The 26,365-nt window shown below is 62.5% G+C and carries 35 protein-coding genes; 1 reads left to right on the forward strand and 34 read right to left on the reverse strand.

Annotation, left to right across the window (positions count from 1 at the left end; genetic code table 11):
- Nucleotides 1-6: 6 nt before the first annotated feature.
- The 20 genes from C2H86_RS06480 to C2H86_RS06575 form a co-directional block, all read right to left on the reverse strand.
- Nucleotides 7-2,250: a hypothetical protein gene (locus C2H86_RS06480; RefSeq protein WP_159411897.1), complete on the reverse strand. Its 2,244-nt coding sequence runs from the start codon at nucleotides 2,248-2,250 to the stop codon at nucleotides 7-9.
- The gene (locus tag C2H86_RS06485; protein ID WP_159411898.1) at nucleotides 2,243-2,839 is read right to left on the reverse strand and encodes a putative phage tail protein; all 597 of its coding nucleotides are present in this window, start codon (nucleotides 2,837-2,839) and stop codon (nucleotides 2,243-2,245) included. The genes C2H86_RS06480 and C2H86_RS06485 overlap by 8 nt, the downstream gene beginning before the upstream one ends.
- A complete protein-coding gene (locus C2H86_RS06490; RefSeq protein WP_159411899.1) occupies nucleotides 2,836-3,900 on the reverse strand; it encodes a baseplate J/gp47 family protein in 1,065 nt (354 codons plus the stop codon). The genes C2H86_RS06485 and C2H86_RS06490 overlap by 4 nt, the downstream gene beginning before the upstream one ends.
- Nucleotides 3,900-4,247, reverse strand: coding sequence for a phage GP46 family protein (locus tag C2H86_RS06495; protein WP_159411900.1), 348 nt, complete (start codon nucleotides 4,245-4,247; stop codon nucleotides 3,900-3,902). Before C2H86_RS06495 ends, C2H86_RS06490 begins: the two co-directional genes overlap by 1 nt.
- A gap of 81 nt (nucleotides 4,248-4,328) precedes the next feature.
- A complete protein-coding gene (locus C2H86_RS06500; protein ID WP_159411901.1) occupies nucleotides 4,329-4,889 on the reverse strand; it encodes a phage baseplate assembly protein domain-containing protein in 561 nt (186 codons plus the stop codon).
- Complete coding sequence (locus C2H86_RS06505) at nucleotides 4,889-6,016, reverse strand: phage baseplate assembly protein (RefSeq protein WP_240349688.1); 1,128 nt, start codon at nucleotides 6,014-6,016, stop codon at nucleotides 4,889-4,891. The genes C2H86_RS06500 and C2H86_RS06505 overlap by 1 nt, the downstream gene beginning before the upstream one ends.
- A complete protein-coding gene (locus tag C2H86_RS06510) occupies nucleotides 6,000-7,325 on the reverse strand; it encodes a DNA circularization protein (RefSeq protein ID WP_159411902.1) in 1,326 nt (441 codons plus the stop codon). The genes C2H86_RS06505 and C2H86_RS06510 overlap by 17 nt, the downstream gene beginning before the upstream one ends.
- Nucleotides 7,322-9,520, reverse strand: a complete 2,199-nt coding sequence (locus tag C2H86_RS06515; protein ID WP_159411903.1) for a phage tail tape measure protein — start codon at nucleotides 9,518-9,520, stop codon at nucleotides 7,322-7,324. The genes C2H86_RS06510 and C2H86_RS06515 overlap by 4 nt, the downstream gene beginning before the upstream one ends.
- Before the next feature lie 36 nt (nucleotides 9,521-9,556).
- Nucleotides 9,557-9,904, reverse strand: coding sequence for a hypothetical protein (locus C2H86_RS06520; protein ID WP_159411904.1), 348 nt, complete (start codon nucleotides 9,902-9,904; stop codon nucleotides 9,557-9,559).
- A 103-nt stretch (nucleotides 9,905-10,007) separates the two neighbouring features.
- Nucleotides 10,008-10,391, reverse strand: a complete 384-nt coding sequence (locus C2H86_RS06525; protein WP_159411905.1) for a hypothetical protein — start codon at nucleotides 10,389-10,391, stop codon at nucleotides 10,008-10,010.
- A 5-nt stretch (nucleotides 10,392-10,396) separates the two neighbouring features.
- Nucleotides 10,397-10,768 (reverse strand): phage tail protein, encoded by a 372-nt coding sequence (locus tag C2H86_RS06530; protein ID WP_159411906.1) that lies wholly within the window; start codon nucleotides 10,766-10,768, stop codon nucleotides 10,397-10,399.
- Nucleotides 10,769-10,779: 11 nt separating this feature from the next.
- Nucleotides 10,780-11,877 carry a phage tail sheath C-terminal domain-containing protein gene (locus C2H86_RS06535; RefSeq protein ID WP_159411907.1) on the reverse strand — a complete coding sequence of 366 codons (1,098 nt, stop codon included), beginning with the start codon at nucleotides 11,875-11,877 and terminating at the stop codon, nucleotides 10,780-10,782.
- Nucleotides 11,874-12,065: a DUF2635 domain-containing protein gene (locus C2H86_RS06540; protein WP_159411908.1), complete on the reverse strand. Its 192-nt coding sequence runs from the start codon at nucleotides 12,063-12,065 to the stop codon at nucleotides 11,874-11,876. The genes C2H86_RS06535 and C2H86_RS06540 overlap by 4 nt, the downstream gene beginning before the upstream one ends.
- Complete coding sequence (locus C2H86_RS06545) at nucleotides 12,065-12,640, reverse strand: phage protein Gp37 (RefSeq protein ID WP_159411909.1); 576 nt, start codon at nucleotides 12,638-12,640, stop codon at nucleotides 12,065-12,067. The genes C2H86_RS06540 and C2H86_RS06545 overlap by 1 nt, the downstream gene beginning before the upstream one ends.
- Nucleotides 12,640-13,131 (reverse strand): phage protein Gp36 family protein, encoded by a 492-nt coding sequence (locus C2H86_RS06550; RefSeq protein ID WP_159411910.1) that lies wholly within the window; start codon nucleotides 13,129-13,131, stop codon nucleotides 12,640-12,642. Before C2H86_RS06550 ends, C2H86_RS06545 begins: the two co-directional genes overlap by 1 nt.
- Complete coding sequence (locus C2H86_RS06555; RefSeq protein WP_159411911.1) at nucleotides 13,131-13,754, reverse strand: HI1506-related protein; 624 nt, start codon at nucleotides 13,752-13,754, stop codon at nucleotides 13,131-13,133. Before C2H86_RS06555 ends, C2H86_RS06550 begins: the two co-directional genes overlap by 1 nt.
- A gap of 6 nt (nucleotides 13,755-13,760) precedes the next feature.
- Nucleotides 13,761-14,654 carry a Mu-like prophage major head subunit gpT family protein gene (locus C2H86_RS06560; protein ID WP_159411912.1) on the reverse strand — a complete coding sequence of 298 codons (894 nt, stop codon included), beginning with the start codon at nucleotides 14,652-14,654 and terminating at the stop codon, nucleotides 13,761-13,763.
- Nucleotides 14,655-14,667: 13 nt separating this feature from the next.
- The gene (locus C2H86_RS06565) at nucleotides 14,668-15,645 is read right to left on the reverse strand and encodes a phage protease (protein WP_159411913.1); all 978 of its coding nucleotides are present in this window, start codon (nucleotides 15,643-15,645) and stop codon (nucleotides 14,668-14,670) included.
- Nucleotides 15,646-15,938: 293 nt separating this feature from the next.
- Nucleotides 15,939-16,487, reverse strand: coding sequence for a phage virion morphogenesis protein (locus C2H86_RS06570; protein ID WP_159411914.1), 549 nt, complete (start codon nucleotides 16,485-16,487; stop codon nucleotides 15,939-15,941).
- Nucleotides 16,488-16,519: 32 nt separating this feature from the next.
- A complete protein-coding gene (locus C2H86_RS06575; RefSeq protein WP_159411915.1) occupies nucleotides 16,520-17,788 on the reverse strand; it encodes a PBECR2 nuclease fold domain-containing protein in 1,269 nt (422 codons plus the stop codon).
- 33 nt (nucleotides 17,789-17,821) lie between these two features.
- Here C2H86_RS06575 and C2H86_RS06580 point away from each other — a divergent pair, with 33 nt between their 5' ends.
- Nucleotides 17,822-18,097, forward strand: coding sequence for a hypothetical protein (locus C2H86_RS06580; protein WP_159411916.1), 276 nt, complete (start codon nucleotides 17,822-17,824; stop codon nucleotides 18,095-18,097).
- Here C2H86_RS06580 and C2H86_RS06585 read toward each other — a convergent pair.
- From C2H86_RS06585 to C2H86_RS06650, 14 genes are all read right to left on the reverse strand, one after another.
- The gene (locus C2H86_RS06585) at nucleotides 18,094-19,644 is read right to left on the reverse strand and encodes a DUF935 domain-containing protein (protein WP_159411917.1); all 1,551 of its coding nucleotides are present in this window, start codon (nucleotides 19,642-19,644) and stop codon (nucleotides 18,094-18,096) included. The genes C2H86_RS06580 and C2H86_RS06585 overlap by 4 nt on opposite strands.
- Nucleotides 19,644-21,203 carry a hypothetical protein gene (locus tag C2H86_RS06590; RefSeq protein ID WP_232247591.1) on the reverse strand — a complete coding sequence of 520 codons (1,560 nt, stop codon included), beginning with the start codon at nucleotides 21,201-21,203 and terminating at the stop codon, nucleotides 19,644-19,646. The genes C2H86_RS06585 and C2H86_RS06590 overlap by 1 nt, the downstream gene beginning before the upstream one ends.
- On the reverse strand, nucleotides 21,200-21,454 hold the full coding sequence (locus tag C2H86_RS06595; RefSeq protein ID WP_159411918.1) for a hypothetical protein: 255 nt from the start codon (nucleotides 21,452-21,454) through the stop codon (nucleotides 21,200-21,202). Before C2H86_RS06595 ends, C2H86_RS06590 begins: the two co-directional genes overlap by 4 nt.
- Nucleotides 21,451-21,963 (reverse strand): DUF3486 family protein, encoded by a 513-nt coding sequence (locus C2H86_RS06600; RefSeq protein ID WP_159411919.1) that lies wholly within the window; start codon nucleotides 21,961-21,963, stop codon nucleotides 21,451-21,453. The genes C2H86_RS06595 and C2H86_RS06600 overlap by 4 nt, the downstream gene beginning before the upstream one ends.
- The gene (locus C2H86_RS06605) at nucleotides 21,963-22,271 is read right to left on the reverse strand and encodes a hypothetical protein (RefSeq protein ID WP_159411920.1); all 309 of its coding nucleotides are present in this window, start codon (nucleotides 22,269-22,271) and stop codon (nucleotides 21,963-21,965) included. Before C2H86_RS06605 ends, C2H86_RS06600 begins: the two co-directional genes overlap by 1 nt.
- Nucleotides 22,268-22,600, reverse strand: a complete 333-nt coding sequence (locus C2H86_RS06610) for a hypothetical protein (protein WP_159411921.1) — start codon at nucleotides 22,598-22,600, stop codon at nucleotides 22,268-22,270. Before C2H86_RS06610 ends, C2H86_RS06605 begins: the two co-directional genes overlap by 4 nt.
- A complete protein-coding gene (locus tag C2H86_RS06615; RefSeq protein WP_159411922.1) occupies nucleotides 22,597-22,812 on the reverse strand; it encodes a TraR/DksA C4-type zinc finger protein in 216 nt (71 codons plus the stop codon). The genes C2H86_RS06610 and C2H86_RS06615 overlap by 4 nt, the downstream gene beginning before the upstream one ends.
- Entirely contained in the window at nucleotides 22,799-23,443 is a 645-nt protein-coding gene (locus C2H86_RS06620) for a DNA-packaging protein (protein WP_159411923.1), read from the reverse strand. The genes C2H86_RS06615 and C2H86_RS06620 overlap by 14 nt, the downstream gene beginning before the upstream one ends.
- Complete coding sequence (locus tag C2H86_RS06625; protein ID WP_420029776.1) at nucleotides 23,440-24,054, reverse strand: transglycosylase SLT domain-containing protein; 615 nt, start codon at nucleotides 24,052-24,054, stop codon at nucleotides 23,440-23,442. Before C2H86_RS06625 ends, C2H86_RS06620 begins: the two co-directional genes overlap by 4 nt.
- A 26-nt stretch (nucleotides 24,055-24,080) precedes the next feature.
- Nucleotides 24,081-24,386 (reverse strand): putative holin, encoded by a 306-nt coding sequence (locus C2H86_RS06630; protein WP_159411925.1) that lies wholly within the window; start codon nucleotides 24,384-24,386, stop codon nucleotides 24,081-24,083.
- Entirely contained in the window at nucleotides 24,383-24,703 is a 321-nt protein-coding gene (locus C2H86_RS06635) for a hypothetical protein (RefSeq protein WP_159411926.1), read from the reverse strand. The genes C2H86_RS06630 and C2H86_RS06635 overlap by 4 nt, the downstream gene beginning before the upstream one ends.
- A 116-nt stretch (nucleotides 24,704-24,819) precedes the next feature.
- Nucleotides 24,820-25,272, reverse strand: coding sequence for a Mor transcription activator family protein (locus C2H86_RS06640; protein WP_159411927.1), 453 nt, complete (start codon nucleotides 25,270-25,272; stop codon nucleotides 24,820-24,822).
- The gene (locus C2H86_RS06645; RefSeq protein WP_159411928.1) at nucleotides 25,269-25,670 is read right to left on the reverse strand and encodes a gp16 family protein; all 402 of its coding nucleotides are present in this window, start codon (nucleotides 25,668-25,670) and stop codon (nucleotides 25,269-25,271) included. Before C2H86_RS06645 ends, C2H86_RS06640 begins: the two co-directional genes overlap by 4 nt.
- Nucleotides 25,667-26,353, reverse strand: coding sequence for a DUF2786 domain-containing protein (locus tag C2H86_RS06650; RefSeq protein ID WP_159411929.1), 687 nt, complete (start codon nucleotides 26,351-26,353; stop codon nucleotides 25,667-25,669). The genes C2H86_RS06645 and C2H86_RS06650 overlap by 4 nt, the downstream gene beginning before the upstream one ends.
- Between the last annotated feature and the right edge of the window lie 12 nt (nucleotides 26,354-26,365).

The raw sequence follows: 26,365 nt of genomic DNA on the forward strand, positions 1-26,365 counted from the left end.
TTTTCCTTAGTTGAAAGTGATTGCTTTACTGAAGGCGACAAGCCAGTTATTCAGCGGCTGTCCATCGAATGCCGAGATATCCCGAGTGTCTGTGTCACTGATGCAGCCTCGGCTGTACACCGAGTTCGCCAACGCATAGTTCAAAGCCGAACCTGCAGCGGGCGCCCCACTCAAAGTGAGCTGGACCTGGTTGCCAGTCCCGAGCAGCGTCACCGCAGTGATGGACACCGTGGTGTCCGTCAGGGCGAACCCGTAGTTACCGGGGTTTGTGGACAGCGGATTGATCTGCAAAGCGCCAACAGGCCCTGCGGTCAATTCATCGCCAGCCGGGGTGTTGCTGAAGGTCACAGTAAGAGTGGAGCCGCTACACACGACGGACACAGGGCGCAAGCAGTCAAACTTCTGTCCGCGAAGGCGGAATCGCTCGACCCGACATTCGTACTCGCCCACTTTGAAATAGGCTTCTGCGTATGGGTGCCAAGTATCGTGGTAACGGAAGTGATACTTAGGGGTTACCAGCACGAACTGAGGATCTGTTTCATGCATTTGCAACTGGGCCAAGGTCACGAAACTCATGTAGCCAGGACCACGGTTCATCTGAGACAAATAGCACCAAGGTTGCGGCATGCTCGCATCCAATGCTTTGGCAGCAGCCTGGTAGTCATTCAGCCACTCACGCATATAACCCGCGTAAGTCTCCTGCGAGGTGGTTTCTGGCTCCGATTCGCCATGAGTGATACTCAGCGGCCCAACTCGGTAAATCATGCCGCGAGCGATGGCCTGTTGGCGCGCAGCGGTCATCATGTTGACCAGGCTGGTGAAAGTGGAAGTGCCTTTCTTCAAACCGGCATAGGCAGTGCCACCGATGCCAGCAATAGAGCACAGATAACGCATGCCAGTGCCGCGCTCGTTCAAATAGCGGTTCATGCCATTGGAGAAACCGGACATAGGTGTTTCACCCAGCAGGCCACCTTCGAATCGCTCGCGCAGCGGCTCAAAGTCCGTCAGCGCACTTACAGCAACAGGGGAACCACCGGAATACACACGCGGCCCATAACCCTTGAAACTCAAGCAGCGCGTTTTAAATGGCGATGGCAACTTGCTAAACACCTCGCCATATACGCCTTGCTCAAACAACGGCTTGCCATCAGGGCCAATCATGAAGCCACGACTTCCCAGCGACAGGGATTGCCCTGTGCCTTGTCGATGCCACAATACCGGCGCCTCCGCGATGAGTTCGCCCGACTTGAGTTTGGCATGGGGAGTAAGCGCACCGCCTGCACCGGTAGTGCGGTCGCTCAAAAAGCGGACTGTACTGCCAGTGGCAATAGGGGATGCGTCAGTAAAGCCATCGGCAGCTGGGAACAAGTCACGCCAAGTCTGGCTTTCATGCACTTGAATTCGACCTGATACTTCACGGGAAATCCAAGACAGGTCATCCCATGCCCGTACTTGTTTCGCCGAAAGCTGATCCTGAACGACAGTCGATACGATATCGTCCAAACGCTTGGACTCGGTTTTATCACCGATACGCGAAACAACGGTCGGTCCCGCAGTAATGATCAGAGCGTCATGCAACGATGGCCCACGTGGACGCTTCAAGGCGCGAGCGATATTCGCTGGGTTGGCAAGTAGGCGCCCCCCAACTACAAGTCCGGCATCCCCGAACGACTTCGCACTGGATGGAGAGGATGGAAGCTTACGCACCATTTCATCCACACCCACGCGGAGTTGCGTATTGCCGAAATCATCAACACGCAGCGGCATCCTGAGCCCCGCTTGCAGCGCCCACATATTACGCAGTGGCCCTTTTGGAACTTTCGTAATACCTGTGGCAATCAGACGCGAGTTCACAGCGGCGACATCGGCTGCACCCGCAATACTGACCCCCTCAAATGTGGCAGAAGCCCCAACTCGGCGGTAAAGGTCTTGGCCGGTGAGCGGCGCAGCCTGGGCAACCCAAAACTGAGCCCCATCGGCAACTTCAAGAACTGCGTCGGAAATCTTTGCCCATACTCGGCCATTCGCAACTAACTTACTGAGGTCGGCCGCAGCGTTAGGAAGCAACTGCGCGTAGTGGTCTGCTTGTTTGGCAATAGAGGCTACAGGCCCCGATTCCGTAAGCACATCAGTGTCCACACCTCCATTCACATAGAGGTGCAGAAGGGCAGCAGCCAAGTCAGAGCGGCGCGAGGCAGCGTCAAGCAGTGCTGCGTAACCCTCCATCGCGGAGACGGGTGTTTCAGCCATTTATGGCCTCCGGTATTACATAATGAGCAGAATTGAAAAGTCGGTCTGAACTTGCCGACAAGCTCTCGGCTATCGCCTTGCCGTAGCCGACGGTTACTTCGGTATTTGCTGGCCTGCGAACTTGAAGCAGAGCTTCAAGTGCGGCCGTCCGATACGCCGAGAGAGGCGCATTAACTCGCCACTCAGTAAGTGCATCGCCATCGGGCGCAGGGTCTTCCACCACGGCGATCTGGGTCAGCGCCGGCCGATTCACATCGACGGTGGCCGCGACGCCCAGGCGCTTGGCAATGGCAACGAAATAAGGGATGGACTGGCCGCCGAGGTCAGCCATTGCGGCCTCAACAGCCGCTATGCGCTCCTCTTGCGAAGCACCAGAGGCAGCGGTCAGTGCATACACCCGCTCCCAATCGGCGATGTATTCGCCAGAGGAGGACGGGAAGATGGCCGACTCAACACCATCAAGTTTCTGGACGGCCTCATACAGAGCGCCCGCCTCAGCGCTAAGCTGGGCGTAATTGCGCGATCCATTGGGGTCATATGAGACGGGCGGTAGCAGCGCCTGCAGCTGCTCGATCAAGGACTCTTTCATGCCAGCGGCACCAGCTGAACAGAGCCCAACCGCACCCAGCCCACTGCGGGAGCGATGTCTGCCGAGACATTGGCTACGGGGCTGACCAGGTTCAGGTCGACCACACCGGCAACGCCGCTGATCGCTGCGCCGAGCTTCTGCAGGTAGAGCGGCTCCAATGGGGCCAAAGGCGCCACTACACTGGCCGCCGCCGTCTGCACAGGCGCTTGCATCGCGTCGAGCGTGTAGCCCGTCGCCAGCTTCAACGCGACGACCAGGTCCGCATAGACCACCTGCGGAGTGAACACCCACACATCGGCTCCGGCCGGGGCCACCGAGTCCACATAAGCTTGGCAGGCGGCAATGATCGCCTCAGACGAAGGCCCGCCCGCCGAAGTGATGACCAGGTCGACGGTGTTGCCGCCACGGCGCTTTGGCAGCACCAGGACAGTTGAGACACCGTCGACGGACAACGCCCACCGCCGGTAGTCGGCCTGGTTACCGCCGCTCGGCGGGTTGCGCAGCACATCAAGGTAGCGTGCCAGCAGGCTTTCCGCTGACTCGTCGTCGGTGCCGCCCTTGGTTTCGCCCAGCACGCATGCGGCGTCGACCCCGAGCGGAGGGCTGACGAGCACGGCCGCGCCTTCCAAGCCGTTGAGCGAAGCCCCGGTGTCCACCGTCGCCGCCTGGACGACAGCCGTCCCGCTGCTGCCGATCGTTACGTCAGCAGTGGTGACCAGCATCGTGCCCGTTGCGATGTGCCGGATCTGGGAGGCTGCGGATACGACCCTACCGGCCGTGCCGGTGAGCGAAACGCCAGCCCCTGCCGTGGTCGCCGACTTCTGATAGACATCCCGCGAGGCCGCGTGCTTCTTCAGCTCCTCGAAGTCAGCTGTATCGGGGAAAATCTGGCGGGCGGTCCACGAGGCTTGCTGATGGATGCCCTCTGCGATTGCCGACACGGAGCTGGCACGGACATGGTTATCGCTATCACTGGTGATGTCTGCATCTGGCAACAGGGCACGGATGTCCCGCAAGGCGCGGGAACGGATGGCGTCGAAGGTTGGGGCTACATAAGGCATCAGATCACTCTCACCAGGTGCTCAAAGGTCTGGCGGCCGGCAGGGGCATACACCTCGACCAGCAAGCGCAACCAGCCGTTGTGCGGTTGTTCAGCAGTGACCTCCACCGAGTTGGCCCGCCCATCGTCAATCAGCCCCTGGAGGGCGTGCTTGGCGTACTGGATGGCGAGCGAACCGACACGCGACTTGTCCTTCTCGCGCTTGAGTTCATGCAGCCGGGAGCCCAACTCGGGGTCGGCCCAGTAGCTGCCGAGCGGAGTCATCAGTCGGAGATAAACGGCGTTGGCCAGCGTCGCGATGCGCTGACCAGTCAAGTCGCCTGTAGTGGGGTTTATGCTTGCGTCCATAGCGAGGCAGGTTGCCTCGCGTGCGCGGACTCAGGTATTTCTGGCCCATGACAGCTTTCATGGACCAGAAACAGGGGCGGGCTACTGCTGCGGGGATGGCTGTGGGCTGCTGCCGTGTTGGTGTGAGTTGTAGAGCTCGCGGTCGGCTTGCATGCTGCGCACCTGGTCGATCACTTCCTTGGCCGACTGGATGTTGTCGTCGGCCTGGACCTGTCCAGTAGCCTCGATGACCGGGGTTTCAAACCTCACCTTGGTGCTCGCCTTGACGACCATCGTATCGGTGACGACCTCGATCAGGCGCCCCCGCTTGAGGTGGATGTAATCGCCCTCGTCGGTGTAGATGCCTACCTCGCCATCCTTGATCTTCAGCCGATAGCGGGCGTCTTCTGAGGCAACCACAACTACATGGTTGCTGTTGCCTCCAATGGGAATGGCGACGTACTCAGCCCCGGCCAGCGGCCCCGAGGTGAAGCCGTAGTGCTGTAACAGCTCGCCCGTGACCGACTCCCCACCGAGCCCCTCCATCTCAACACCGATGTTTGGCCCGTAGCTGTTTCGCGTACTGACCGCCCGAAAGGCCTGGCGCACGCCGCGCATGGCCCGAGCAACTTGCTGGCTAACCAGCTGAGGTATGGTCGACATTACAGTGCCTTCACCATCTGAATGAATGCCGCATCGGCGGCGGTCTTCTTGCCCTTGTGCTTCTTAACCGGGTTGCCATCGAGCACCCACATCTTGTCCTCACGAAGCCTCAGCTCGGTGATAGCGCCCTGGCTCTTGGTCAGGCGCAGCGTACGGGACATGATGAAATAGGTGCCGTCCAGGGCATGCGGCTCGCTGCGCACGATGACGCGCTGGCCAGGCTTCCAAACCGCGCCGTTGCCTGCTCGATGCCCCTTCACGATGGCCCGGATCTCGAACCCCTCAAGGCGGCTGTCGGACAGCACCTTCCTCGCCCTGGTGGTGGCCATGTCCTGGCTTTCGCTTGAGCTGTCGATCACGATCTTCGGCCGGAAGATGCCACGACGGGCCAAGGTATCGTCCTTGACGACCGAGCGAAGGTGCGACCTGGACGTATCGTGACCGTCGTTATCGTACTGGCCGTGCTGCCCGAGGACCGTCACCTGGCTGAATCGCCCAGCGATGGACCGCCGAACCGACAGCCGCTCGACGTTGTTGTCCTGGCCACCATCCACCCGCAGGATCAATTCCCCGACTGGCGTGGACGTGTAGTCCGGGCCGCCCACAACCAGGAGCCCATCCGGCTCGACCCACGGCCACAGGCCATTGGCCTCGGCCACCTGCAGCAGTGCCTCCCAGGCCGATTGACCAGGCTCGATCTGGATGCGGCGCCTGATGGGCTTGGCGGCGGCCCGGACCTCGACGCGGGTGATGCCCAGCGGAGCGACCACTTCCTTGAGAACTTGGCTCAAGGTGGCCTCACGCATCGAGACAAAGGGCGTGGAGCAGTCCACCAGGACCGCCGCCTTGTCCCGGCCGGTCACGCGGATGTTGATGCCGCGCTTCGATATGTCGTGCTCGATCTCATCCAGTTGGCCGGTCAACACCCGATCCCGACCGAGGGTCAGTTCGCAACTAGCACCCTCGACCAGGACAGAGGGCAGTTGCTTTGTGTCCCGAGTGAACAGCTCCAGCTCGAACCCGTCGGCCGGGGTCAGAAGGTCCGACTCCACCGACCAGCCATCCCAGGTCTCATGGATCATGCCGCCTATGGACAGGCGGATAGTGTCATCACTTTGCGTAGGCACGGATCAGCGTTCCTGTGGCGAGGTTATAGGGGGAGCGAAGTTCGGGATTGAGCCGCAGCAGCTCATCCGCACGGCTGTTGTCGCCGTACCAGCGATGAGCCAGGAGGCGCAGGCTGGCCGCCGAATCGACGCTACGAGTGATGAGGGGCGGCCGTTGCAGGACCAGCTGGCGGGCCCGCGCCTGGATGAGCGCCGCCGTGGTCCGCAGTCCCTCGATCACCGGCAAGGCATCCTCGATCTCGAAGAGCCGGCGATGCAGCAGAATGGCAGCCTGAAGGAGGCTGCGCGCCAAGTTGGCCAACCGCTCCAGCTCACCCGGACTGAGTGCCAAATCGTCCGCGTCGTTCTCGATGGCGACGCCGATGGCGCTCGAATAGCTCAAGGCAAGCTCAGTCACCACCAGTGTGACCAGGCCGAACGCAACGGCCTCGACCGGGTCGTCAGGCATCCCCGAGGGCAGCTCCGAATCGTCCGGCTCATCGCCCTGGCGGGCCGCGACCAGGAAGGCACTCCCGATCCGTGCTACCGAAGCCGGCAGCGCATCGGCGCCCGGCACAGTGGAGGGCAGACCCGTCCGGCTGAGCAGGTCGCTTGAAGTGCTCGGGGTCGAGGCTTCGACAGACGAGCGGATCTCTGTGGGCGTCCTGAAAAGATCGGTGATCGGATCGAAGGCCGACCCGGTGCTCTTGGCCATCGACTGCACCCCGGAGACTACGCCGAGGATTTGCGAGCGCATCTGCTGCAGACGCAGGGTGATGCCGGGCAGGCCTAGTGCCTTCTCCATGAGCCCGGTCCAACCGCCCCCGATCCAGCCCTGGACCTCAGCGACCAGGGAGTCAACCCGGCCGATCAGGTCGAAGACACCGTCCTGCCAGGTCCGCTCATCCTCAACATAGGCAGAGCCTGTGTCGGTCCAGATCAGGTCACGCTGGAAGAACGTGTATGTCTCCGATTTCTCCAGGAAGCGAAGTGCGACCTCGGCATAGTCGGGACGCTCTGCGCGATGGCTGACCTTGTAGCCGGCGCTGACCACGTTGACACTGCCATAGATCGGGTGGACCAGCTCACCCGGTCCGATGGTGTCCAGCGCGCCCAGGATCATCTTCAGCTCAAACAGGTAGTTGGGGCCGAACACCACCGCACGCATGTTGAAGATCCGCGCGTCCCGGCCAAGGTCTTCGACATCCTCGCCGTCTTTATACGGCACCCCATGCTGAGAGAGGGAGCGCTGCGCCTCCAGGTCCTCATCCATGATCTCCATCGGGATACCCCGATAGGAGCAGTCCAGCAGGTCATCTTCCCAGCTCATTGCTGCCCCCGTCGTACTTGAAGGTCTGCCCGGCGCTCAACCTGGGCATGGATGTAATCAGTGTCAGAGCGCACCTCGACGATCAGCGGCTTATCCAGCAGCGCCGACAGCTTGGAGGTCGCCGCATCTACGGCCCGGCCGGCAACGCCATCGGCCCAGGCAGCGCCGCCCGCCACAGACATGCCGTTCGAGGTCAGGCCCGTTTGCTGGTGAGCCAACCGCTGCGCCTGCTGTGATACCCAATCATCGGACTGGGTCGGGTTGCTGCTGGCCAGGCTCATGCGATTGCTATAGAACGCCGTCTGGTAGGCCTTCTGGCTGTCGGTGAGCAGCTTGCTGCCCTGGGCGTGACGCAAGCGCGCCTCATCGCTGTTATCAGAGGAGCCGCCCAGGACTGCGAAGGAAAGCGCGGCGGAACCGAAGGCGGCATACCGACCCCAGTTCTTACCGCTAGGGTCGGAGCGACCAGGCGCATCCAGTGGGACTGGCAACCCGCCGCCCTGTGGCCAGTTGGTGACGAACACCGAGGTAACGCCGGCTGCCTCCTCGAGCACCTTGCCGACCGCCACGTTCTTCAGCGTTTCCGGGCCGCCCAGCAGCTTACTGATCAGTGCGCCCGCACCGGCTTTGGCACCACGCCCGGCGTAGTAGCCGCCGATGCCCGTGGCGATACCGGCGCCCAGCATCTGCTCGCCCGACAGGTTCAAGTCGTCCAGGAGGTAACTGCCGAACTCGGTAAAGCCCTTGTTGATCGGCTTCGCCATCCGGTCGATGGCCTGGCTGAGCGTGGCCCGCATACGGCCGCCGACGCCCGTGGCGCTGTTGAGGTTGTCCGCCAGATCCTGGTTAAACACCGGCTTGGCTTCGGCGATCTCGGCAGACTGTTCCTTGAAGGTGCCGAGGCGCGTACCGCTGAGCATGATCTTCATGCCCCGGATCGTGTCCTGGTCCATCCCTTTGAAGGTTACGCCCAGGAACTTGGCGCGCTGCTGGTCCGTGGTCATCCCGTCATACTTGCGCTTGAGGTCGCTCATGACGTCCTCAGGATTGCGGGATGCGCCCTTGGCATCGAAGAACTTCACGCCCGTGGACTTGGTGACCTGGTCGCGGTAGGCCTGGACGCTGAATACCCGCAGCGTCGACTCGGCCAGCGTGCCGAGGCGGTCAGGCTGCATCTCCACGGTCGACAGCGTCTCGGTGAAGGCCAGAGCCTGCGCAATGGACATGCCTGCTGACTGTGCCGCACCGCCGATCTTCGGGAACAGGTCGGCCAGGTTCTCCAGCTCGGCGTTACCAAGGCGGCCAGCAACGGTCATCTTCTGCAGCAGTGCGAGCGCCTCGCCTTCCTTGTTGAGATCGATGTTGAAAGCGCTGGCACCAGCCACCACGGCCTTGCCCAGGACGGCAGAGTCGGCACCCGTCACCGCCGTGGCCTGGCCAATGGCGTCGGCCGTCTTTTTCGACGCGCCGTAGCTCACGCCTGAGGCGATCAGCGTGTTGAAGCCGCTGTCGACGCCTTCACGGCCCAGGCCGTATTGCTTGGCGATCCTGAAGCCCTCGGCCCGCCACTCCTCGCGCTCGGCGGCAGTCATGCCGGCCGTCTGCTGGGTACGGATCAACTGGCGGTCCAGGCTGGCACTACCGATCAGGCCCGAAGCCGCGCCGAAGCCCAGCCCGAGGCCGGCCAGTTGCCCTTGAGCGCTGCTGCCCAGTCCCTTCAGACGGTCGAATTCTCCACGAACGCCGGCCGCCAAGGCCTTCAGCATGCGCAGGTTGCGCCCGCCATTCTGAGCCAAGCGGCGAAAGCTCCCCTCGGCCCGCTCGACGCTGCGGCGCAGGGGCTCCACGCCTTCGCGGTCGGCTCGCTGCAGTTCGGCCTTGGCCTGGTTGGCGGCCTGCTTGCCGACTTGGCCGAGCTGCTTGAGTTCGCCCTGCGTCTGGATGACGCCCTGACGAAAGACGTTGGAGCCCTGGGTGGCGGCATCGCGCATGGCCTGGCGGATGATTTTGTAGCTTGCGGCACCGTCCTTGCCTACCTTGGTGATCGCCGTCCCGGCCTTGCCGCTCTCGTCGGCAAGCGCCTTGGCGCCGTTTTTTCCCGCGTTGCGCAGGTCGCGCTCAAGGGCCTGAACCTCGCGCCGGCTGTTCCCCGACGAGGCATTGATGCGAAGCGCTACACGCAAATCCGAACTCATCGGCTCACTCCACCTTTCAGAAAGAAGAAAGGCCCATTACTGGGCCTTGGCTACAACAACGCTTCCATCTGGACTTGTCTCCAGATCGATTCCACGAACACCAATCGAAAGCGAGGCACCGGAAACGGGCGGCTTGCTGCCGCAAGCTTGTCGCGTCCACCGTAAGACTGGGAATCCCGCCGCGTTGAGGCCGTAGCCGTAACGTCCTGGTGCATCCTGGAAGGCGCCGACCCGGCGCGCCGCGTCAATAAGATCGCCCTGGAAGGCGGACTCCACGTCCGGCCCGTCCGGAATCAGCAGCGCAGCACCGCGTCGGGACTGCCAGGCGGCGCTCAGGATCTGCGCCTCTTTGTCACTCAATGGAAACTCTTTGGTGCCGGTCATCTCTTCTTCCCCTTGGCCACGTAGCGCTTTTTGCCCTTGGTACGCCCAGCCAGGAGACCGATGCGCGCATCAATCTCCGGCCGGGTCATGCACCTGATCTCGTCTAGCCGGTAGCCGTGTCGGACGAGGGCGTGCTCGATGCTTCGCCAGTCGTGGACGCCGCGCTCGGCGTCGACAGCTTTTTTTCGAGGTCGGCATCCGCATCGGCGATCAACGCCAGGTCGGACTCGGCCAGCTCCTGGCGCAGCAGCTCGGTGGTCAACGCCTCGGCCGGGATCTCGCCCAGGGCCACCAGTTGCTGCCGGTAGACTTCCAGCGTCACCAGCTGGAGCGGTCCGGTCGGGTGCTCCTGCTGTGCCGCGATCAAGTCACCGCTCATGGCGACACGCAGGGTGAAGGTTTTGTGGCGCAGGCCGGCGTAGTACACGCCGATGCCCAGTTCGCGGGTGATGGTCAGGCCGTCCCAGCGCGGGTCAATTTTGGACATGGCGTTTACTCGTCGTAGTACTTGAGGGCGGTCAGGGTCAGATCGCGGGTCGCTTCACCTTCGAGCTGGTACTTGCTGCCCATCTCGACAAGGGAAACCCCCGTCCAGCTCTTCCGCTTGCCGCCACCGTCCAGAGGCTCGATGGTGATCTTGGCGTCGAGCATCGCCCGCCAGTTCGGTTCGCCGCTCTTGGGGATGGCGACCGAGACGCGCAGGTCGTACTCCTCCATGCCGGCCGCAGTGCCCTTGGGCCGGCCGGTGCGGTTCATGGTCTTGACCACGGTGCGACCGGTCTTGAGGGTGTCGTCGAGACTCTTGATGTCGTAGTCGGTGCCGTTGATCGACAGGACGATCTGGCCAACGTAAATATCGGACATGGTGGCTCCGGTTACAGAAGAAGGTCGATGCGGCCGGCGAACACATGCAGGCCATTGACGACATCGACCGGGATCGATGCGTTGAGTCGGTTCACGTCTTGAGCTGAGCGCTCGACGATGAGCGCATCAGCGTTCTCTTCAACATTCTCGACGATCTCCAGCTCTTCCAGCTTCTTGAGCACGTCCAGAAGTTCACTGCGCACCGCAGCCGGCGTCCGGGCGGACAACTTGGCGCGCGGGAAGCGCAGGCGCACGCGGTCACGGCTGGACTCTCGGACGTAATAGAGAGTGCGGATGGTGGTCAGATCGAGCAGCGACACATCATTGGCCCCGGCCGCCGACTTGGTGTAGGTGGTCACAGCCCGCACGATCTGCACGGTGTTACCTGGCCCGACCTCCAGCGGCGTCACGCCATTGGCCAAGCAGGTTTCCTGCTCTGTTCGGCCCAGTCGGCTGGCAATCGGCGGCACCTGGATACCTGTCAAGACCAGGGTGTTGAGCGGGCGCGCAGGGTCTTCCTCGAACGCCACGACCGATGCGAACGCTGCCGCGACCTGGCGGGCGGTCGACGCAGTGCCCGGCATGACCGCGAGGCAGATCGCCCCCGAGTTCAGGTCTGCAGCCAGAGTAGTGGCGGCGGACAGGGTAGTGGTCACTGCACCAACACCGATGATCGACTGCTGCTCGGTGGAGTCGGTGTAGGTGTTGATGTGCGTGCGCAGAGCCGTCATGGCAGCTGCGCTGAACCAGGCAGGAACCAGGATGGTGAAGCCGCCCAATGCGGTCGATGCCAGCGCCGCCGCAATGCTTGGCTCGGTCTGCCCCTCGACGGTGACACCGACGCATGAGATGGCGACGTAGCGATTCGCCGCGATGGCAGCTGCCACCATTTCCTGGGCGACATCACCGAACTTGGCTTTCGCCTCATCGGCGCTGTAGACCTGCTCAGGTACATTGGGCGCAGCAGTTGCGCCTGTGCCCAGTGGGACGATCAAGCAAATGTACTGCGCGTTGGTCGGCAGAGTTCGCACCGCAAGCTTGGTGTTGAACTCCATGTAGACGCCCGGCTTTCGGATGCTCGCCGGGATGGTGTCGAATTCGATGGTCATTTCGCGCCCCTTTTAGCGGCTGGTTTGGCACCGCTCGGTTTGGCTTTCACCAGCTCGCCGGATGCGAGCCGACGCTGGTAGTAGGAGTTGTCTGGTACTTCCACCGAATCGGCCGGCGCGGCCTCGATGTATTTCCGTGGATCTTCAGCCATCGGCACGCGATGACCTGGTGCAGCGGTGACAAGCATCACAAGTCCCCCAATTCAACTTTGTCGTGAGCCACGGCCCCTGGGTTGTCTGCTGGAACCCGGAAAGCCATGTCGATGCCCTCAAGGTTTGGCGTCCCGGCTTCAAACTCGGGAATCATCCAATCCAGCTCGATGGCGAAGCTCTGGCCCAGCACCGAGAGGTGACTGGTCTGGAACTTGCCGTTGACCAGGTTGGCGAACTCGGTCGGCGCCACGCGGGCGCCGCCTTCCTTGTGTTGCCACCCGGTCAGCAGGTGCATGCACTGCTCCCAGATCCAATAACTGCCCGGATCGCGAGCCACGGTGCCCCGCCTGGTTTCCCGCTCACCCCGAACCGAGGTGCTGGAAATGACCAGGCGGAACACCACTGCAGCGGCAAATCGGCGGTTCTGCCCGGCCTTGCGGAACGTTACCTTTGGCGTGGTGATCAGCACCGACGGGGTCAGCTTGAGCAGGTCGACCAGCAGATCCGGGTCGCTCAGCTCTCCGCCGTAGCTGTCCAGGTGCAGGCGCGGCAGCTGTTCCTTCAGCTGCGCGAGCCGGTCCTGTATGGCGTCCTCCAGTTCGCCCAGCATCACAGCCCCCGGAGCGTGGTGCGGCTGAACAGCCGCGGCTGATGGCTGATCTGCAGGCCGGACTGACCGGCCTCTGCTGCGCCGCGCTTCTCGTCCTCAGCGGCCAGGCTTTCCAGCCGCTTAATGATGTCCTTGTAGCGCAGGCGCACAGCCGAATCGGCGTTGGCCTTCTCCCCGTACAAGTGGAACCTGGTCAGCTCGGGCAGGTCATCGGCGACCCAGCTCGGGGCGTCCTCGCCCTGGAGCCGGTAGCGCAGATAGAACTGAACCTCGCTGCGAGCGCGGGTCGCGGCATCGGCGATCCGTGCCAGTGCTGCAACAGCGGATGCCACATCCTCGGCATCCCAGTCGTCCAGGGGCTCACCCTTGGCCGCCGCTTCCAGCAGCTCACCTTCAATCGGGCGGCTGGTTGCCGGGACTGCGAGTTCCGCCATTTCCTTGGAGCCAAAGCGGGTAATGACCGCGATTGCGCTCGGCAGCGAGAGATTCATCAGTCAGCCCCTTTCTGGCCTGGCTTTGCTGCACCGCGCTTGCGAGGCGACTCCTCGGTGGTCACAGTTGCTGGCGGAGCAGCATCTGCCGTAGCCACTGCCTGAACCGTCGCCGAGTTCGACGACTCATCACCGCCGGCATTGCTGAGCGTTGACCCGTTTGCATCGTCCTGCGCCTCCGGCGCCTGTGGCTGTGGTTGAAGGTGTTCGGCAATTAGCGCGGCCAAGCTGTCAGCCTTGATGCAGATCACGCCCTCCTGCGTCGGGTCCGCTGCTTCCAGCAGCTTCACTACTTCCACGACCAGGCCGGGCGCCGCTTTCTGGCGTTCGAGCGCTGCCATCAGGTCGGCACAAGCTGACTTCAAGCCAGCGCGCGCCTTGCCCAGGTCATGCTCCAGCTGGGCGATGGTGTCGCCCATTTCCTGGATCAGTTCGTCATTGACCTGGTCGACCTGCAGGGCATCTTCCTGGACACCCTCAACGACGAGCAGATTCGGATCGTTGCGCAGCATGGCCAGTTGCTGCTCCGAAAGGTCGCCGTCCTGATGGAAAGTGCCCGCGATGCAGTGAGCCAGACCAGCACGGCGGTAGTTGTCACGCTTGGCTTTGATTACGGTTCCCATATCCCGTTACCCCAGCCAGCTCGGCGACAGCACTTCAGCGCTACCGGCCCATTCGTTACCGCCTTCGGCGTCCTTGATTACCAGCTTGCGTGCCGCACCCTCCAGGCTGGAAGGCACCACCAGAAGGCCCGGGCTTACGCCCAGCGGGCGACCGCCATCGGCCTTGAAGTCCTTCATGGCCGCACGTGCGGCTGCATAGTTGTCGGCATTGAGCGGAGCCTTCGAGCAGAAGGCGAACTGCCAGAGGCCAAAGCCGGTGTTGACGCGAGCGTCGACGCCGTAGCGGTATACGTCTTCCATGAACACCTTCTCGTCATCGATCTTGGTCATGGCCTTGAGATCGTAATTGCGGCGCTTCTGGAAGATGATCGGCTTGATGGCACGGCTGACATCGAGCAGATACCAGGCCGGGCCGGTGCCTTCCTGATAGTTACTGACGGAGACCGCAGTGCCGGTGCCGTCGCTGTTCGGGTACAGCGGGTGGTCGGTGTCGAAGAAGTTTTGGCCGTCGTAGCAGGCAGTGGTCAGGCCGGCTTTCAGCAGGGCGAATACCATTTCGTCCGGGTGAGCCTTGGCAGCGCGGCCCATTTCCTGGAACAGCGGGCCGTACACACCAACTTCGTCGTCTTCGATGGCGTCACGCGGGACGCTGACCGACGACTCGAATTTCTTGTTGGTGATGGTGTAGGCGTGGCTGGCCATGTCACGCAGCACGCGCTCACCGACCCATTCACGGAACGAGGGGAACTGACCCAGCCAGCCGTAGGTGTTGCTGGAGCTGGTCGAAGGCACTTCAGTCGCGATGCGCTGCCAGTCGGTCGGCGTGTCAGTGAACGCACGCTGATACTCGCTGCGGAAAGAGGTGAAGAGTGCGGCCAGCGCTTGGGGAGTAATGATCATGTGATTGCGTCCTTTATTCGCTTACGCGGCCCTTGAGGAAGTCTTCTTCGCTCAAGCCCATCAGCTTGGCGATGTGCTTCTCCTCGGCATTCAGAGCTTTGGAGGTAGCGTCCGGCTGGCGCTCGCCCAGGCCAGACGGATCAGCAACAGTCGGCGCGGCCTTCACGAAGTCGCGGAAACGGTCGAGGCCGGCTTGCTCCGAACAGGTGGCTCGGTAGTAGTCGACCGTGGCTGGAGTGATCTTGCCCGCCTTCAGAGCGGCATCGATCACGGTGTCGACCACGGCCTTGTGGTCTTCGGCCTTACGGGTTTCCAGCGCCTGCTCGGCGTTGGTCGCACGGGATAAGACCAAGTCGTAGTCGCCGCGCGGGACAAACTTGTCCAGGCTTGGCTGTTCGTTGTTGCGAGCAGTGGCAGTGGCTTTCAGCTGCGTGACCGCTGCTACGGCTTGCTCATCAGTTGCGGCGGCATCCAGCCCGAGGGACACCAGGAGCGCGAGTGGGATTGGCATTTTGGAAGTCTCTGTTTGTTCATGATTCAGTGCGGTTAGCACCAGGTTTGGCTTATTCGTCAGGCCGACGCTGACCATGCGAACAATTCGCCGGGAGGCGTCGTCGTAGTCGAATACGGGGGAAACAAAGCGGTACTCTTTGGCGGCGACCTGGACGCCGGCGCGGGGTGTCCAATCGACATGGCCCCATAAGGCGCCGTCGCGTAGCTCAAGCCGATCAATCCAACCAGCGGCAGGCGCTTCCTCGCCCTTCGGCGCTGCAACCTCGGTGGCGTGCTCCCAGTCGATCACCATGTCGATACCGCGCCCGGTGAAGGCGGTAAGCACCCACTGCTGGGCCATGTCGTCGAACAACCAGGTGCGCTTGTCCCGACCCTCGATGACGGGGCCAGTGGGAATCAGCTCGATCCAATCGGGCGCCTCGCCCTCAGTAGTGAGCAGCGCCGAAAGATCCGTGTTCAGTGCGAGAAGTGTTTTCATGCCGCCAGTGTGTGCGGCATGCGGGAGGGAGTGTTTTTAAGCTCGACGCAAGGATTTGGTCGGCTGAGGGGGAATGCGCGAGGGAGGAGAATGCTACATCGCCATGCGAGGCGAGCGAGTCATTTTTTCGGGTTTTCCAGCCTTTCGATGTTTCCCGGTGTCGGTCAGAGGTTGGGAATGGGGCCAGAAGCAAATCTAACGGTAATCTAACGGTGCTCCCGATCAAATCCCAACCGGATGCACCGCCTAGGCCCTCCAGAAGGCTCAAATGAGCGCGTTTTTAGAAGACCTGGTTAACCCTTCAAATAGCCAGCAACGATCTCCAAAATCTCTGCCTCGTCCTCGCTCGACAATCCGAGGTAGGGACGGGCTGGCATTTCGACAGATCTCGCCCCGTGGGTCACCCACTGGGAGAAGTTGGACTTGCTCTTCTTCACGAAGCGGTTGCCGACAACGCCACCTTTCTCCTTGAAGTACACCTGCTGAGATCTGGCAGCGTGCTCGATCTTCCCGCCGTCCTGGTGAATGGCCCCGTAGGGCCGGTCGGTGCCAAAGTCGAGCCCGTCATCACTCACCTGGTGGCGAAGCGTGTCGAGCAGAGCCCCGGACTCGCGCAGGATCTTGGTGCCTTTCTTCCTGGCCAGGGTGCGCGGCGACAGCGGTGCCCATGGTGAGCCATCCGGTGCAATCTGACGGCGCACTCGACTATCAGTGGACAGGTGCAGATATTCGGCAATGTCGTTGAGCGGCGTCCGCAGCGAGCCCAGGCGCTCTATCAGCAGTTCCAGCTCGCGCCCAACCACCGATGCGTCAAATGCTACTTCAAGTATTGCGCCGGCCATGGCGACCTCCTTCTATATGTAGACGCCTTGGATCAATCGTCATCCAAGCGACGGTAGACCCGCACGCCAATGCGCAGCTGCTCCAGGTACTCAGGGTCTCTGCTGGCTTGGGAAAGCGTGGCGACGCCGTCCCAGCCATCCGCGCCGACTTCAAACACTGCCAGCGCCGGCATTGTCTCCCCATCCAGTTCGAGGCGGGTAATGTAGCGTCGGCGCAGCACGGCCTTGTTCTGCTCGGCCAGCCATTCGAGCCTGACCCACACCTCGTCCGGTTCTTGCAGCGCATCTGCCAATAACAGCAGATGACGGCCGCCGACCTTCAGCGCGCCCTCTTTGGCATCAGCGAACAGTCCTCGACCGATCACGACGCTGTCGCCCACCTTGTCGCGCAACACAGCCGGGGCAGTCTCGGTAGCGCCGAACTCGCCCAGGAACCGGCCGACATACTCCTCTTCGTCCAGGCCTTCAGGCATCACCCGACTTGCCGCTGCCGGCCGGGGTGCGGGGAGCGGACCAGGAGCGCGGCGGTTAGGCAACCCGGCACTTGGCACCGGGCTTGGACGCGCACCAGGTGCTGGCAGTGGATCGTGTGCGCGCAGTGCCGGCACGGCAGATGACAGTCGCGACTGGCCCGGCGCACGCTCGAATCCAGGATCAATGCCTAGAGGCACGCGGACGCTGCGTGGGCCATTGGGGCTGTTGACGCCGACGATGCGGGTTTCGTACTCGACCACCGGGGCTGGGCCAACCTTAAGCCCCATGCGCTCAACGTCGCGAGCGCTGACCATGAACTTTTTGCACTTGCATCCCCAGCCGTTCTGCGGGGTATGGGTCGACCACCAGGCGTCATCGAGCGGGAGCACCGTCCCATTCCAGGCCAAGTGCTGGGGACGCGGGTGTGAGCTATCGCCGTGGCGATAAAGCCCGTACGGCCGAGCTTTGCGCAGCTCCGGGTCAGCCATCTGCGCTTCCCGGCCGGCGTTGTAGGACTGCCGCAGGTTCGTCTCGAAGATGGTTTTCGTTCGCCAAGCCCGGCCGCCGTTGTACTCCCAGCCGTGTTGGCCAACGATCTTGTCGAAGTCCTTACGGAACTGCTCCAGGGTGCGCCCGGTGGCTATCGCCTTCTCAACGGCACCGCGCATGTCGCTCAGCAGGTCGCGCTTCGTCGCCCCGGCCACAACAAACGCCCAGTCATGTTCGGCTGCATAGACATCCGTCCAGGCACGGGACGGCATGTTGGTCTTGCCCTTGAAGTAGTCAATCTGTTCCTGGAACGGTAGCGAACCGTGGGATACTGCCATGGGCTTTCCTATCGAAACGTAATGGGGTTAATCATGAGCAGTCGAGTAATCGCCGCTAGAGCAAGAGTCAAATCGGCACGAGAGAAGCACGCAGTTGCCAAGCACACATTCCAACAAACAGACGCGCTGAAATCCGAAATCATCGAATCCTTCCTAGCGCTCGGCTTCTCCCTAGAAACAGCCGAGCAGCTTTATAAAGGTTGCTACCAGGCAGCTGATGTTGCTTTGGCTGAGGCCCTGAACGAATTAGAAGCGGCAAATGAAGACCTCGACCAGGTCGACCCGCGCCCAACCATCCCAACCGCTTAAAGCCCCCTCAGTACGTCGAAACGACCGGCCATACTCGCTGCGGCCATGCCGTCAGCCATGGCGTTGGCGAGCTGCACGGCATTCATGGCCGGGTAAACCTCAATGAGCCGGTCTCGCAGCTCCTCAAGGCTGCTAACCGAAGCCACCAGCTCCTTGATCGGCTCCACCAGGTCATCCATTGGCGCGGCGGCAGATGCCTCCAGCGTTTCGACCTGGTTGTCCACGATGTCCGGGGCCGCAGCCGTTGCCGCTGGGCGCTCACGGTTAAGGGCGGTGGCCACCGGCCCCTCAGCTGGAGCAGGTGCGCCGAGCACTTCCGCTCCTTCCGCTGGCTCAGGTATCCCGAACTTGTCGCGGATAACCGACTGCTCGATCTTCATTCCCAGCGGGACGAACGCTTGCACTGCCTTGATGAGCAGCTCAAGGTTTTCAGGCTGAGGCACATCAATAATCAGCCGTGGGTAGCGACGACCTGGTGCAAAATTCAAGTCGCAGAAAGGCCGCACGAACATCCGGTTTAGCGTGTTTGACTCGGCCTTGGCGTCGGCCTCCAGCAGGTCCAGACGCACCTCATTGTGGACCTTGGCCTGAGCCAGGCTGGCCCCATCGTCGGCGCTCATGGTCTGGCCGACGATGGCTTTTGACAGCTGCTTATCCCACCACTCGGCCAACCCCTTGAAGAAATCACCTGCACCAGCCACGTTGGCGGCCTGGTTGAAGTCGATGCGCATCGAGTCTGGGATAACAGCAGCGGCATCGCTTCCAAGGTTGGCCACCGCCGACAGCAGCACGCCGATATCTTCCTTACTGGCGTTCGGGCCGTAGCGACCAATGCGCATGGGGATGCCGTAGATGTCGGCAAAGCCCATCCAGTCCTTCCATGTCCACGCCTTGCACATGTACGCAACTGCCGCCAGGCGAGCCAGTCCGCCACGGATCGGCAACCCTGTGCGCAGGCGTGGTCGGTGTACGATGAACTTGTACGGAGCCAGCGCGACGCCATTGACCATGTCGGCGTCATCGAGCAGGCGCAGCTCCTGCCCGGTTTCCCGGTCGAAAGCGAAGAAGCGCGGGTCGCGCCATTCAAAGCGCTGTGGTGTCCAAGTCTTGCCGCTGCGATCCCAGATGATCTCCGCGACCGAGTAGCCCTTGCCCAGAGCGTCGGTCAGATCCGTCTGCACCTCCCCGAACTCCGGCGACTCGACAACCTCGCGCAGGGCATCGGCCCGGCGAATGTCTTCGGCGTCGTCGGTGGCTGCTTCCACCCGGATATTCAGCCCAGCCAGAGCGAGCTTGCGAGTGCCCAGCACCGAGGCGTAGTGCAAGTCTCGCTCTTCCATCTCCTCGGCGAGGGTCAGGTAATCGCGAGCATCACCCTCGGCGGCGGCCTGCAGCAGGGCAGCAAGCCGCCCCGGGGTGAGCCCGCCCGCCACTGACGGATGCCAAACATGGCGCACGCCGGTAATGCGCGGGGCGGCAACTTCCTCGCTCAGTTGATCGTATTCAATGGCGCGACCGTACTGGTCGACGATAGGGGAACGGGCCATTACCAGATGCCTTCTTTAGAGCGCCAACCGGCCCCGCGCACGACCTGACGATCATGCGAGGCCGACTGCTGGACGCGGTGGGATTCGAAAATTTCTACTTCTTGTCGGCTGGCGAAGTCAGCCAGGACCAGGGCAACGCCTGCGTCTCCGTGGCGCTTATCGCCGCCTTTCTCCGTGGTGCGCTGCTCGGGGATGCGCGCTACGCCTTTCACCACCCGGAAAGCGCGGATGTCGCCGGTAACGTCCTTGTCGGCTGGGATGGCGTAAAGGGTGTCGTCTTCCAGCGCAGCCTTGAATGGCGGCATGTTGTCCCGATACCAGCCCTCGGTGAGCATGACCTGCTCAATGCGGTTGAATCCAAACTCCACAGCGGCAGACTCGGCGATCTGCTGGCCGTTGCCTCGGGCGTCATGCGCGCCCTTGAGGAAGTTGGGCAGGCGCCGAACGATGTAGAACAGGATCTGCTCCTGCTGCTTGAACGGCACGTTGCGCATCTCCAGCACGAAGGGCGTCCGCTTGCGCAGGTCCTGCTCCTTGAGGACCGGCCAGAAGACGGACAGGTCACCCGAGCGGGCGAAGTCCATCCCATAGAAACTCTGCACATTGGTTGGCAAGTCCTTGAGCAGCGGCAGCAGCTCGCGCTCACACCACTCCAGCGACTCAGCCAGGCGCAGGTGCTCCGGGGCCGTCTCGTAACCCTGCGGGTATTTGAGGCGCAGCACCGGGGACTCCCGGCTGGTGCGACTCTCGACCAGGGCCAGCGACAGGTATGCGCCACCGCCCTGGCTGGGCACGCAGTCCAGCTCTTCGGTAGCCGCATCGCCGTAGAAGCTGTAAACGTCCGCGACCCAAGCGTCCTCTTCTTCCTGGACGTGAGGGATGCCACGGCGCATACACACCCGGTGATACAAGCCCTCGGCCACCGCCTCGCTGAAGGTGCAGCGGAACAGATGCCCCTTACGCTTACCGGCGCGGATCTCTTCTATCAGCTCGTTGAAAGCGTTCTCGGTGCCATCGTGGGTACTGATCACATGGACTTCACCACCCCAGATCAGCAGGGCGAGCGCTGCCTTCAGCAGCTCGGCCAGATCCTGGTGGAACGCCGCTTCGTCGATCACCACCACGCCCTGACGACCCCGCAAGTTGCTCGGCCGACTGGTGAGCGCCACGATGCGGTGCCCCGAGGGAAACACGATGGTGTAGGTCTTGATGTGCTTCTCTTTGTCCTCGTCCGGCCAGATGCCTTCTTCGATCTCGCCGGCCGCGTAGTCGAAGGCACGCGCCCACATCGCGCAGGCCTGGATGTACTCGACCGTCATGTCCTGGTTGTAGCCCAGGTAATAGACGGTTTGTCCTTTGGCGCTCTTGGAAGCGGCTGCGACCAGGACGTTATCAGCGGCCTCCGCCCAGGTCAGGCCGATACGCCGCGACTTCTCGCCGACCTTCAGCGGCGCCCGGATGCCGATCCATTTTTGCTGATAAGGCAGCAGCACAACGGGAGTGCTGCCGATGCCTTCAGACCTGAGCGCCTGAGTAAGCGGGGAAAGTGTATGGCTCATCGCGCCTGATCCTCACGGATCGCACGGAGCAGCGCCGACCGGTACTGTCCGAGCGACTGGAACGATGCTGCGTAGGCGTCATCGCGGATGAGGTTCATGAGCGAGCAGCGCACCGAGTCAGGCAGCGGCGCGTCGGCAAGTTCGACAACGGTCCTGGTCTTCCAGCCAGCAGCCCTGGCGGATACCAGGCTCTGCTCGTTGGCATCCATCCACATGCCGTCTTCGTCGCTCCATTGATGGATCACATTCACGACGCCACCCCCAGGATCTCGCGGCGAATCTCGTCCACGGTCTGGGCGCTGAGGCCGCCTTTCTTGGCGATCTTCTCGACCTGGTTGGCAGCGGCTTCCGCCCTGGCACGTATCTCGGTCTTCCATTTCGCCTGGACGACAGACGCCCGGCCCAGCTCGGCAACGGCCTTGGCCACCTTGGGCAGATCCATCTTGCCGTCAGCAGCCATCAACAGCTTGAACAGGTGCTCTTGCACCAGGCGCATCAACGCCTCGTTGACCGCCCCTTCGTCATCGGGCGCAGCCTGGACGACGGCCTTCGCCTGCTCGCTGGACATCTTCAGGGCGGCCAGCTTGTCCTCAAACTCGCTGCCGTAGCGGTGGAGCGCGCTCTTGCCAATGGAGTAGCCACGCAATTCCAGCTCCGCCGACAGCTGCTCGTATCCGCCGAAGTTATTTTCCACCAGCGACTGATCCAGCCAGGACTTCACTTCCGGCGGCAGGGCGGCGACTTTGCTACGCGGCGGCATTACCAATACTTCACTGGGCGGGCGATGCCTGGACGGCAATCGACGGTGTACTCAGCGATATCGACGCCTAGCGAGGTAAGCCCAGCAGCCCATGGGCCGGCCGGCGACTTCTCAATCGTGACCAGGGAACGGTCAGCCAGATAGTCCAGCTCACGACGCAGCTCCAGCGCGGTGGCGTCGGGGTACATGCCCTGGACCGTCGACAGTACTACCGCTTCGTGCGGGTCAATTGGGCGACTGGTGTTCAGGGTCAGCAGGATGAGCCAGCGCATCGACTCGCGGCGGGTCTTGGCAGGATCAATGTTCATGGACGGGCTCCCCGGAGCTGCACGTTTTCAAGTTTGAGAGCCACAGCGTCGAGCTTGGCCTCGATGACGGTTTGGTTGCGCACCCAGTCTTCGCGGCGCACGTAGTGCAGGGGCATTTCCCCGCGCAATTTCTCCAGGCCAAGCTCGACCTGGCGCAGCCGGTCGGAGTCCTTGGCCAGCTCTTCGAAGCGGCCGTCCATGTGCGCAAAGCGCTGATCCAGGCGGCGCTCGATGGCGGCGAGCAGCAGCTTGAGGAGAGCCATCATTGCGCCCACCAGGCCTACGCCGATGCTGATTAGCTGCCAGACCGGCAGCTCGATGGTGCTCATCGGCCGCCCATCCTTTCGATGTCTTCCTGGCAGCTCACGCACAGCTCAACGCCTGGCAGGATCTCGCTGCGTGCTGGGGGGATCTGGTCGCCGCAGCACTCGCAGTGCGTGATGCGAGGCCCGGTGTAGTGCGCCCGGCCTGCGCCTCGCGCCGCCAGCGCCTGCTCGCGGAATGCCTCTTCCGTTTCTGTGGCGATATCAGTTACGTCCATTGCGTGTATTCCATTCGATCAGTTGCGTTAGCTGGGCACGGCAGGCGGCATAGCCCTCGCCGTTGCGGATTTGGTTGGCCAGGAGGTCTGCGCGGGTGACTCCCGCGATCAGGTCGTCAGCGGCTGAGGGGCCGGAGGGAGTCGCATCAGCTCCGCTGGTGGTGGTGCCGGTGGAAGGCACTGCGGCTGAGCTTGCGGTTGCGGTGCCAAATAGGGCGTTGTTCCACACGCGGACAAAGCCAACAGTGAACACAGCAGGAGGCAGCGCTTCAGGCTGCGCATCGAGGGCGCGGCGGTACAGGGTCGTGACACGCTGGATTTCTCCGTTGAGTTTTTCAGTGACGGCCCGCAGCTCGTCCCGCTTGGCGACCAGATCCGCCGCCAATTGGTTGCCGTATGCCTGGGATGCGATCAGCTCGTCTGCGGCTTTCTTCAGGCTTGCGGCGGCGGACTCAGCCAGGCGGCGCAGCTCCTCCTCATGCGCCGTGGTTTGCTCGCTCAGGGCCGCATCACTTTTGGCTTTCGCCAAGGCGAAACCCTGGTCGTAGCCATTGCTGTAAACCAGGGTCAGGCCGCCGACAGCGACAGCAAGAACCAGGAGCCAGACGAGCACCGGTTTGATGCTGCTCATGAGCACACCCCATTGCCCCAGCCATCAGCGATGTATTGAGCTTCAAAGGTCTTGAGGATCAGCCGGGGATAGCCCCGGTTCTCTCGGAAGGCGGCAGCAGAGCGGCCCGCGTTGAACCGCTCAATGGAGCCGAACCAAGCCAGCGGATCGGCGCCCTTTGCCGATGCCAGCTTGCGGTCGCGGATCAGCCAGCCAAGGCCGCCGTTATAGGAGGACAGCACCATGGCGTGGCGCTCGCAGGCGTTGCGGCCCTTGATGCGGTCAACCAACCAGCGGTCGTAGCTGACCAGGGCCATGAGCGACCAGGTGGAGTTGAACGGCTGAACATTGCCAAGGGTGTCGGGGAACAGTTCCGCAAGCCACACGGCGGTCGTGGGCATCACCTGGCCCAAGCCTTGCGCACCGACAGGGGATTTCGCGTTGAGCCGCCAGCGCGACTCCTGGTGCACTTGAGCGGCGAAGGTGGCCACGGGGGCATCAAGCCCCCACTCGGCCTGGGCGATGCGAGTCAGCTCGCGGCGGTACTGCTGCGCCTCGGCCGGGATGTCAGCTCGCGCCGTGGGCACGTTAGCGAGGATTGCAAGCACGGGCAGAGCCAGCAGCGCGCTCAGTGTCAGTAGGCGTCCGTATCGCATGTTCAGAGCCCCAACGTCAGGCCGAGGACGCAGGCCAGCACGATCAGGGCGCGGCGGATGCCGGCCCATGGCTGATGGACTGACTTGACCTGGTCGGGGCGGGCATACGGGAACAGGGCGCGGTCGATCCAGTAGGCCAGCACGGCGCCACCAGTTACCAGCGCCGCCTTGTAAAGGACGACGGCGATCTTGGTCGGGGCGATGAGGTAGAGCGCGACCAGTAGGCCGATGGTGATCAGGGTCCAGAAGGTCAAGCGTGGTGCTCGATAGTGCCGCCGAAGACGCGGGCGGTCGCTAGGCTGGTTCATGGACGAACCTCCTTGTTGGTTTTGAGGGCGTTGCGGATATTGGCGATAGCACTTGCGGCCGCCGCTGGTTCGTTACGGCGCTGGGCCGGTGGGATGTAGCGACCAGGCTTGGGAGGGTTGGCGGGAGTTGACCGACCGCGCAGGCCACCCTTGCAGGCGTCCTGCGCAACTTGCCGGCGATGGATTGCGACCCGCCCGATGACGTCAATTCGCCACTCGCTCGGGCAGTCATCGATCATCTTTTGGCGCGTCTTCTCGCAGCGCTCGTCAATGACGCGCTGTGCGTAATCCGCTGAAGAAGTTTCGTGCTGGGACATGATCGAATCTGCCAGTTGGTGTGGACCTGGCTAGATTCGCTCGCGTGAGGAGGGGGCTGTATTTCCGGGGCATTTAAGCAACAAGCCCCGCAGAGCGGGGCTTGAGGAGGTGGCGGTCAGTGCAACCGCTTGGGGGCATCGTCGTACCCGAAAAGGTCGGGCTCCTGCTTTCGATGCAGGACTCGTTGGCGGGCAATGATGTCATAAACCGCCTGGCTGGACAGATCAAACTTTCGAGCCAGCGCATCGGGCCGGGTGTTCTGGTCTCGCCACCCTCGAAAGATCTCCCCATCTCTCAGCGCCCGGCGCAATTTATCGCCTCGGGGTATGTAAACGACAGCACCGCCCATCGTTTGGCAGATCGCATAGACCACCTCGCGGGCGATCTGCGGCACGGCGTCGGCCATTCCTGGCATCAACTGAAGCAGCTTATTCTCGGCAAGGCTGGACATCTCTACCAGCGTTCCCTCCCAACGAGCCAGGACCGATGGATCCTCCATGCGAGCTAACACCTGGTCCGGGTCTAGCTTGTCGATGTCCTCACTTGTAAACAACTCCCCATTGCTCATTGCCTTCTCCCGTTTCGTTTCGCGTCCTTGGCCAGAGCCGCGACCACGCCGCTCAGTTGCTTGGCGTCGAGCCACTCCAGCCGCTCCACCTTGTACAGGCGTTTGGCCAGGCCGTCGCCGTACTCCCATGGCCGGCCGGCTTCAGCCAGCTGCGCCTCGATCTTGCCGACCAACTTCGCCTTGTCCGCTGCGGGCTTGGGCTTGTCTCGGCCTTGCTTTGCCTTCCAGCCCAGTCGCTCGAACTCCTGCAGCACCTTGGCCACCTGGAGCGGGCTCAAGTCCTTGGCCGATGACTGGCCGGTGATCCGGCTCAGCAGGGCACGGTAGGTGTCGTCATCGAGGCCGAGGTCTTTCTTGGCGATGTGGATCTTGCTCAGTTGCTGGTTGCGCCGGTTCATGAGGCCACCTGCGACAGTGCCAAAGGCGCCGCTGTGGTCATGCCATGGTTGAGACGCACATCAGCTGCGGCTAACAGGCCATGCATCGCATCGCTGATGGCTCGTACGCCTGCCTTGCGACGGGTGGTTTCGTTTCGGTCCCGAGGCTTCTGCTGCACCAGGTCTGGGTAATGGTGTGCCAGGTACTGCTCCACGGCAGGGGACAGCTCGGCGCCTGCGAAGGTCGACACTTGGTCATATACGGCATGAACCCAGGCCTCGCAGAACACATCGGCGCGGCGCACCTTGGTGGCTGGTTTGCAACGCTGCAGCTTGCTCAGCGTGAAGTCACGTCGCGCCTGGCGCACCTGGCGCAGCAGCACGGTCATGGTGTAGCCGGCTACTTCGGCCATTTCACCGATGAAATTCCAGCGCCCAATGCCACCAGCAAACAGCACCTTGCAGGTGTAGGCCCGCGACACGGTGTTGGCCAGCTGCGCTTCCCACATCGCCGGGGTTTTCTTCGACCCGGCTAGGGCGGTGCACTCCATGACATTGGCCATGCTCACATCGGCCTGGCCGATGCCGTGCTGCTTCATCAGCGCCTGCGCCTGCCGCATCGCGGCCGCCGCCTCGTTGGGGTTGGCACTGGTGGCCAGCCTCAGGCATTTCTTGATCTTGTCCAGGGCCTTGTTACGGTCCATGAGATTCCCTAT

Origin of the sequence: Pseudomonas putida (genome assembly GCF_009883635.2) — a bacterium.
Classification (GTDB): domain Bacteria; phylum Pseudomonadota; class Gammaproteobacteria; order Pseudomonadales; family Pseudomonadaceae; genus Aquipseudomonas; species Aquipseudomonas putida_W.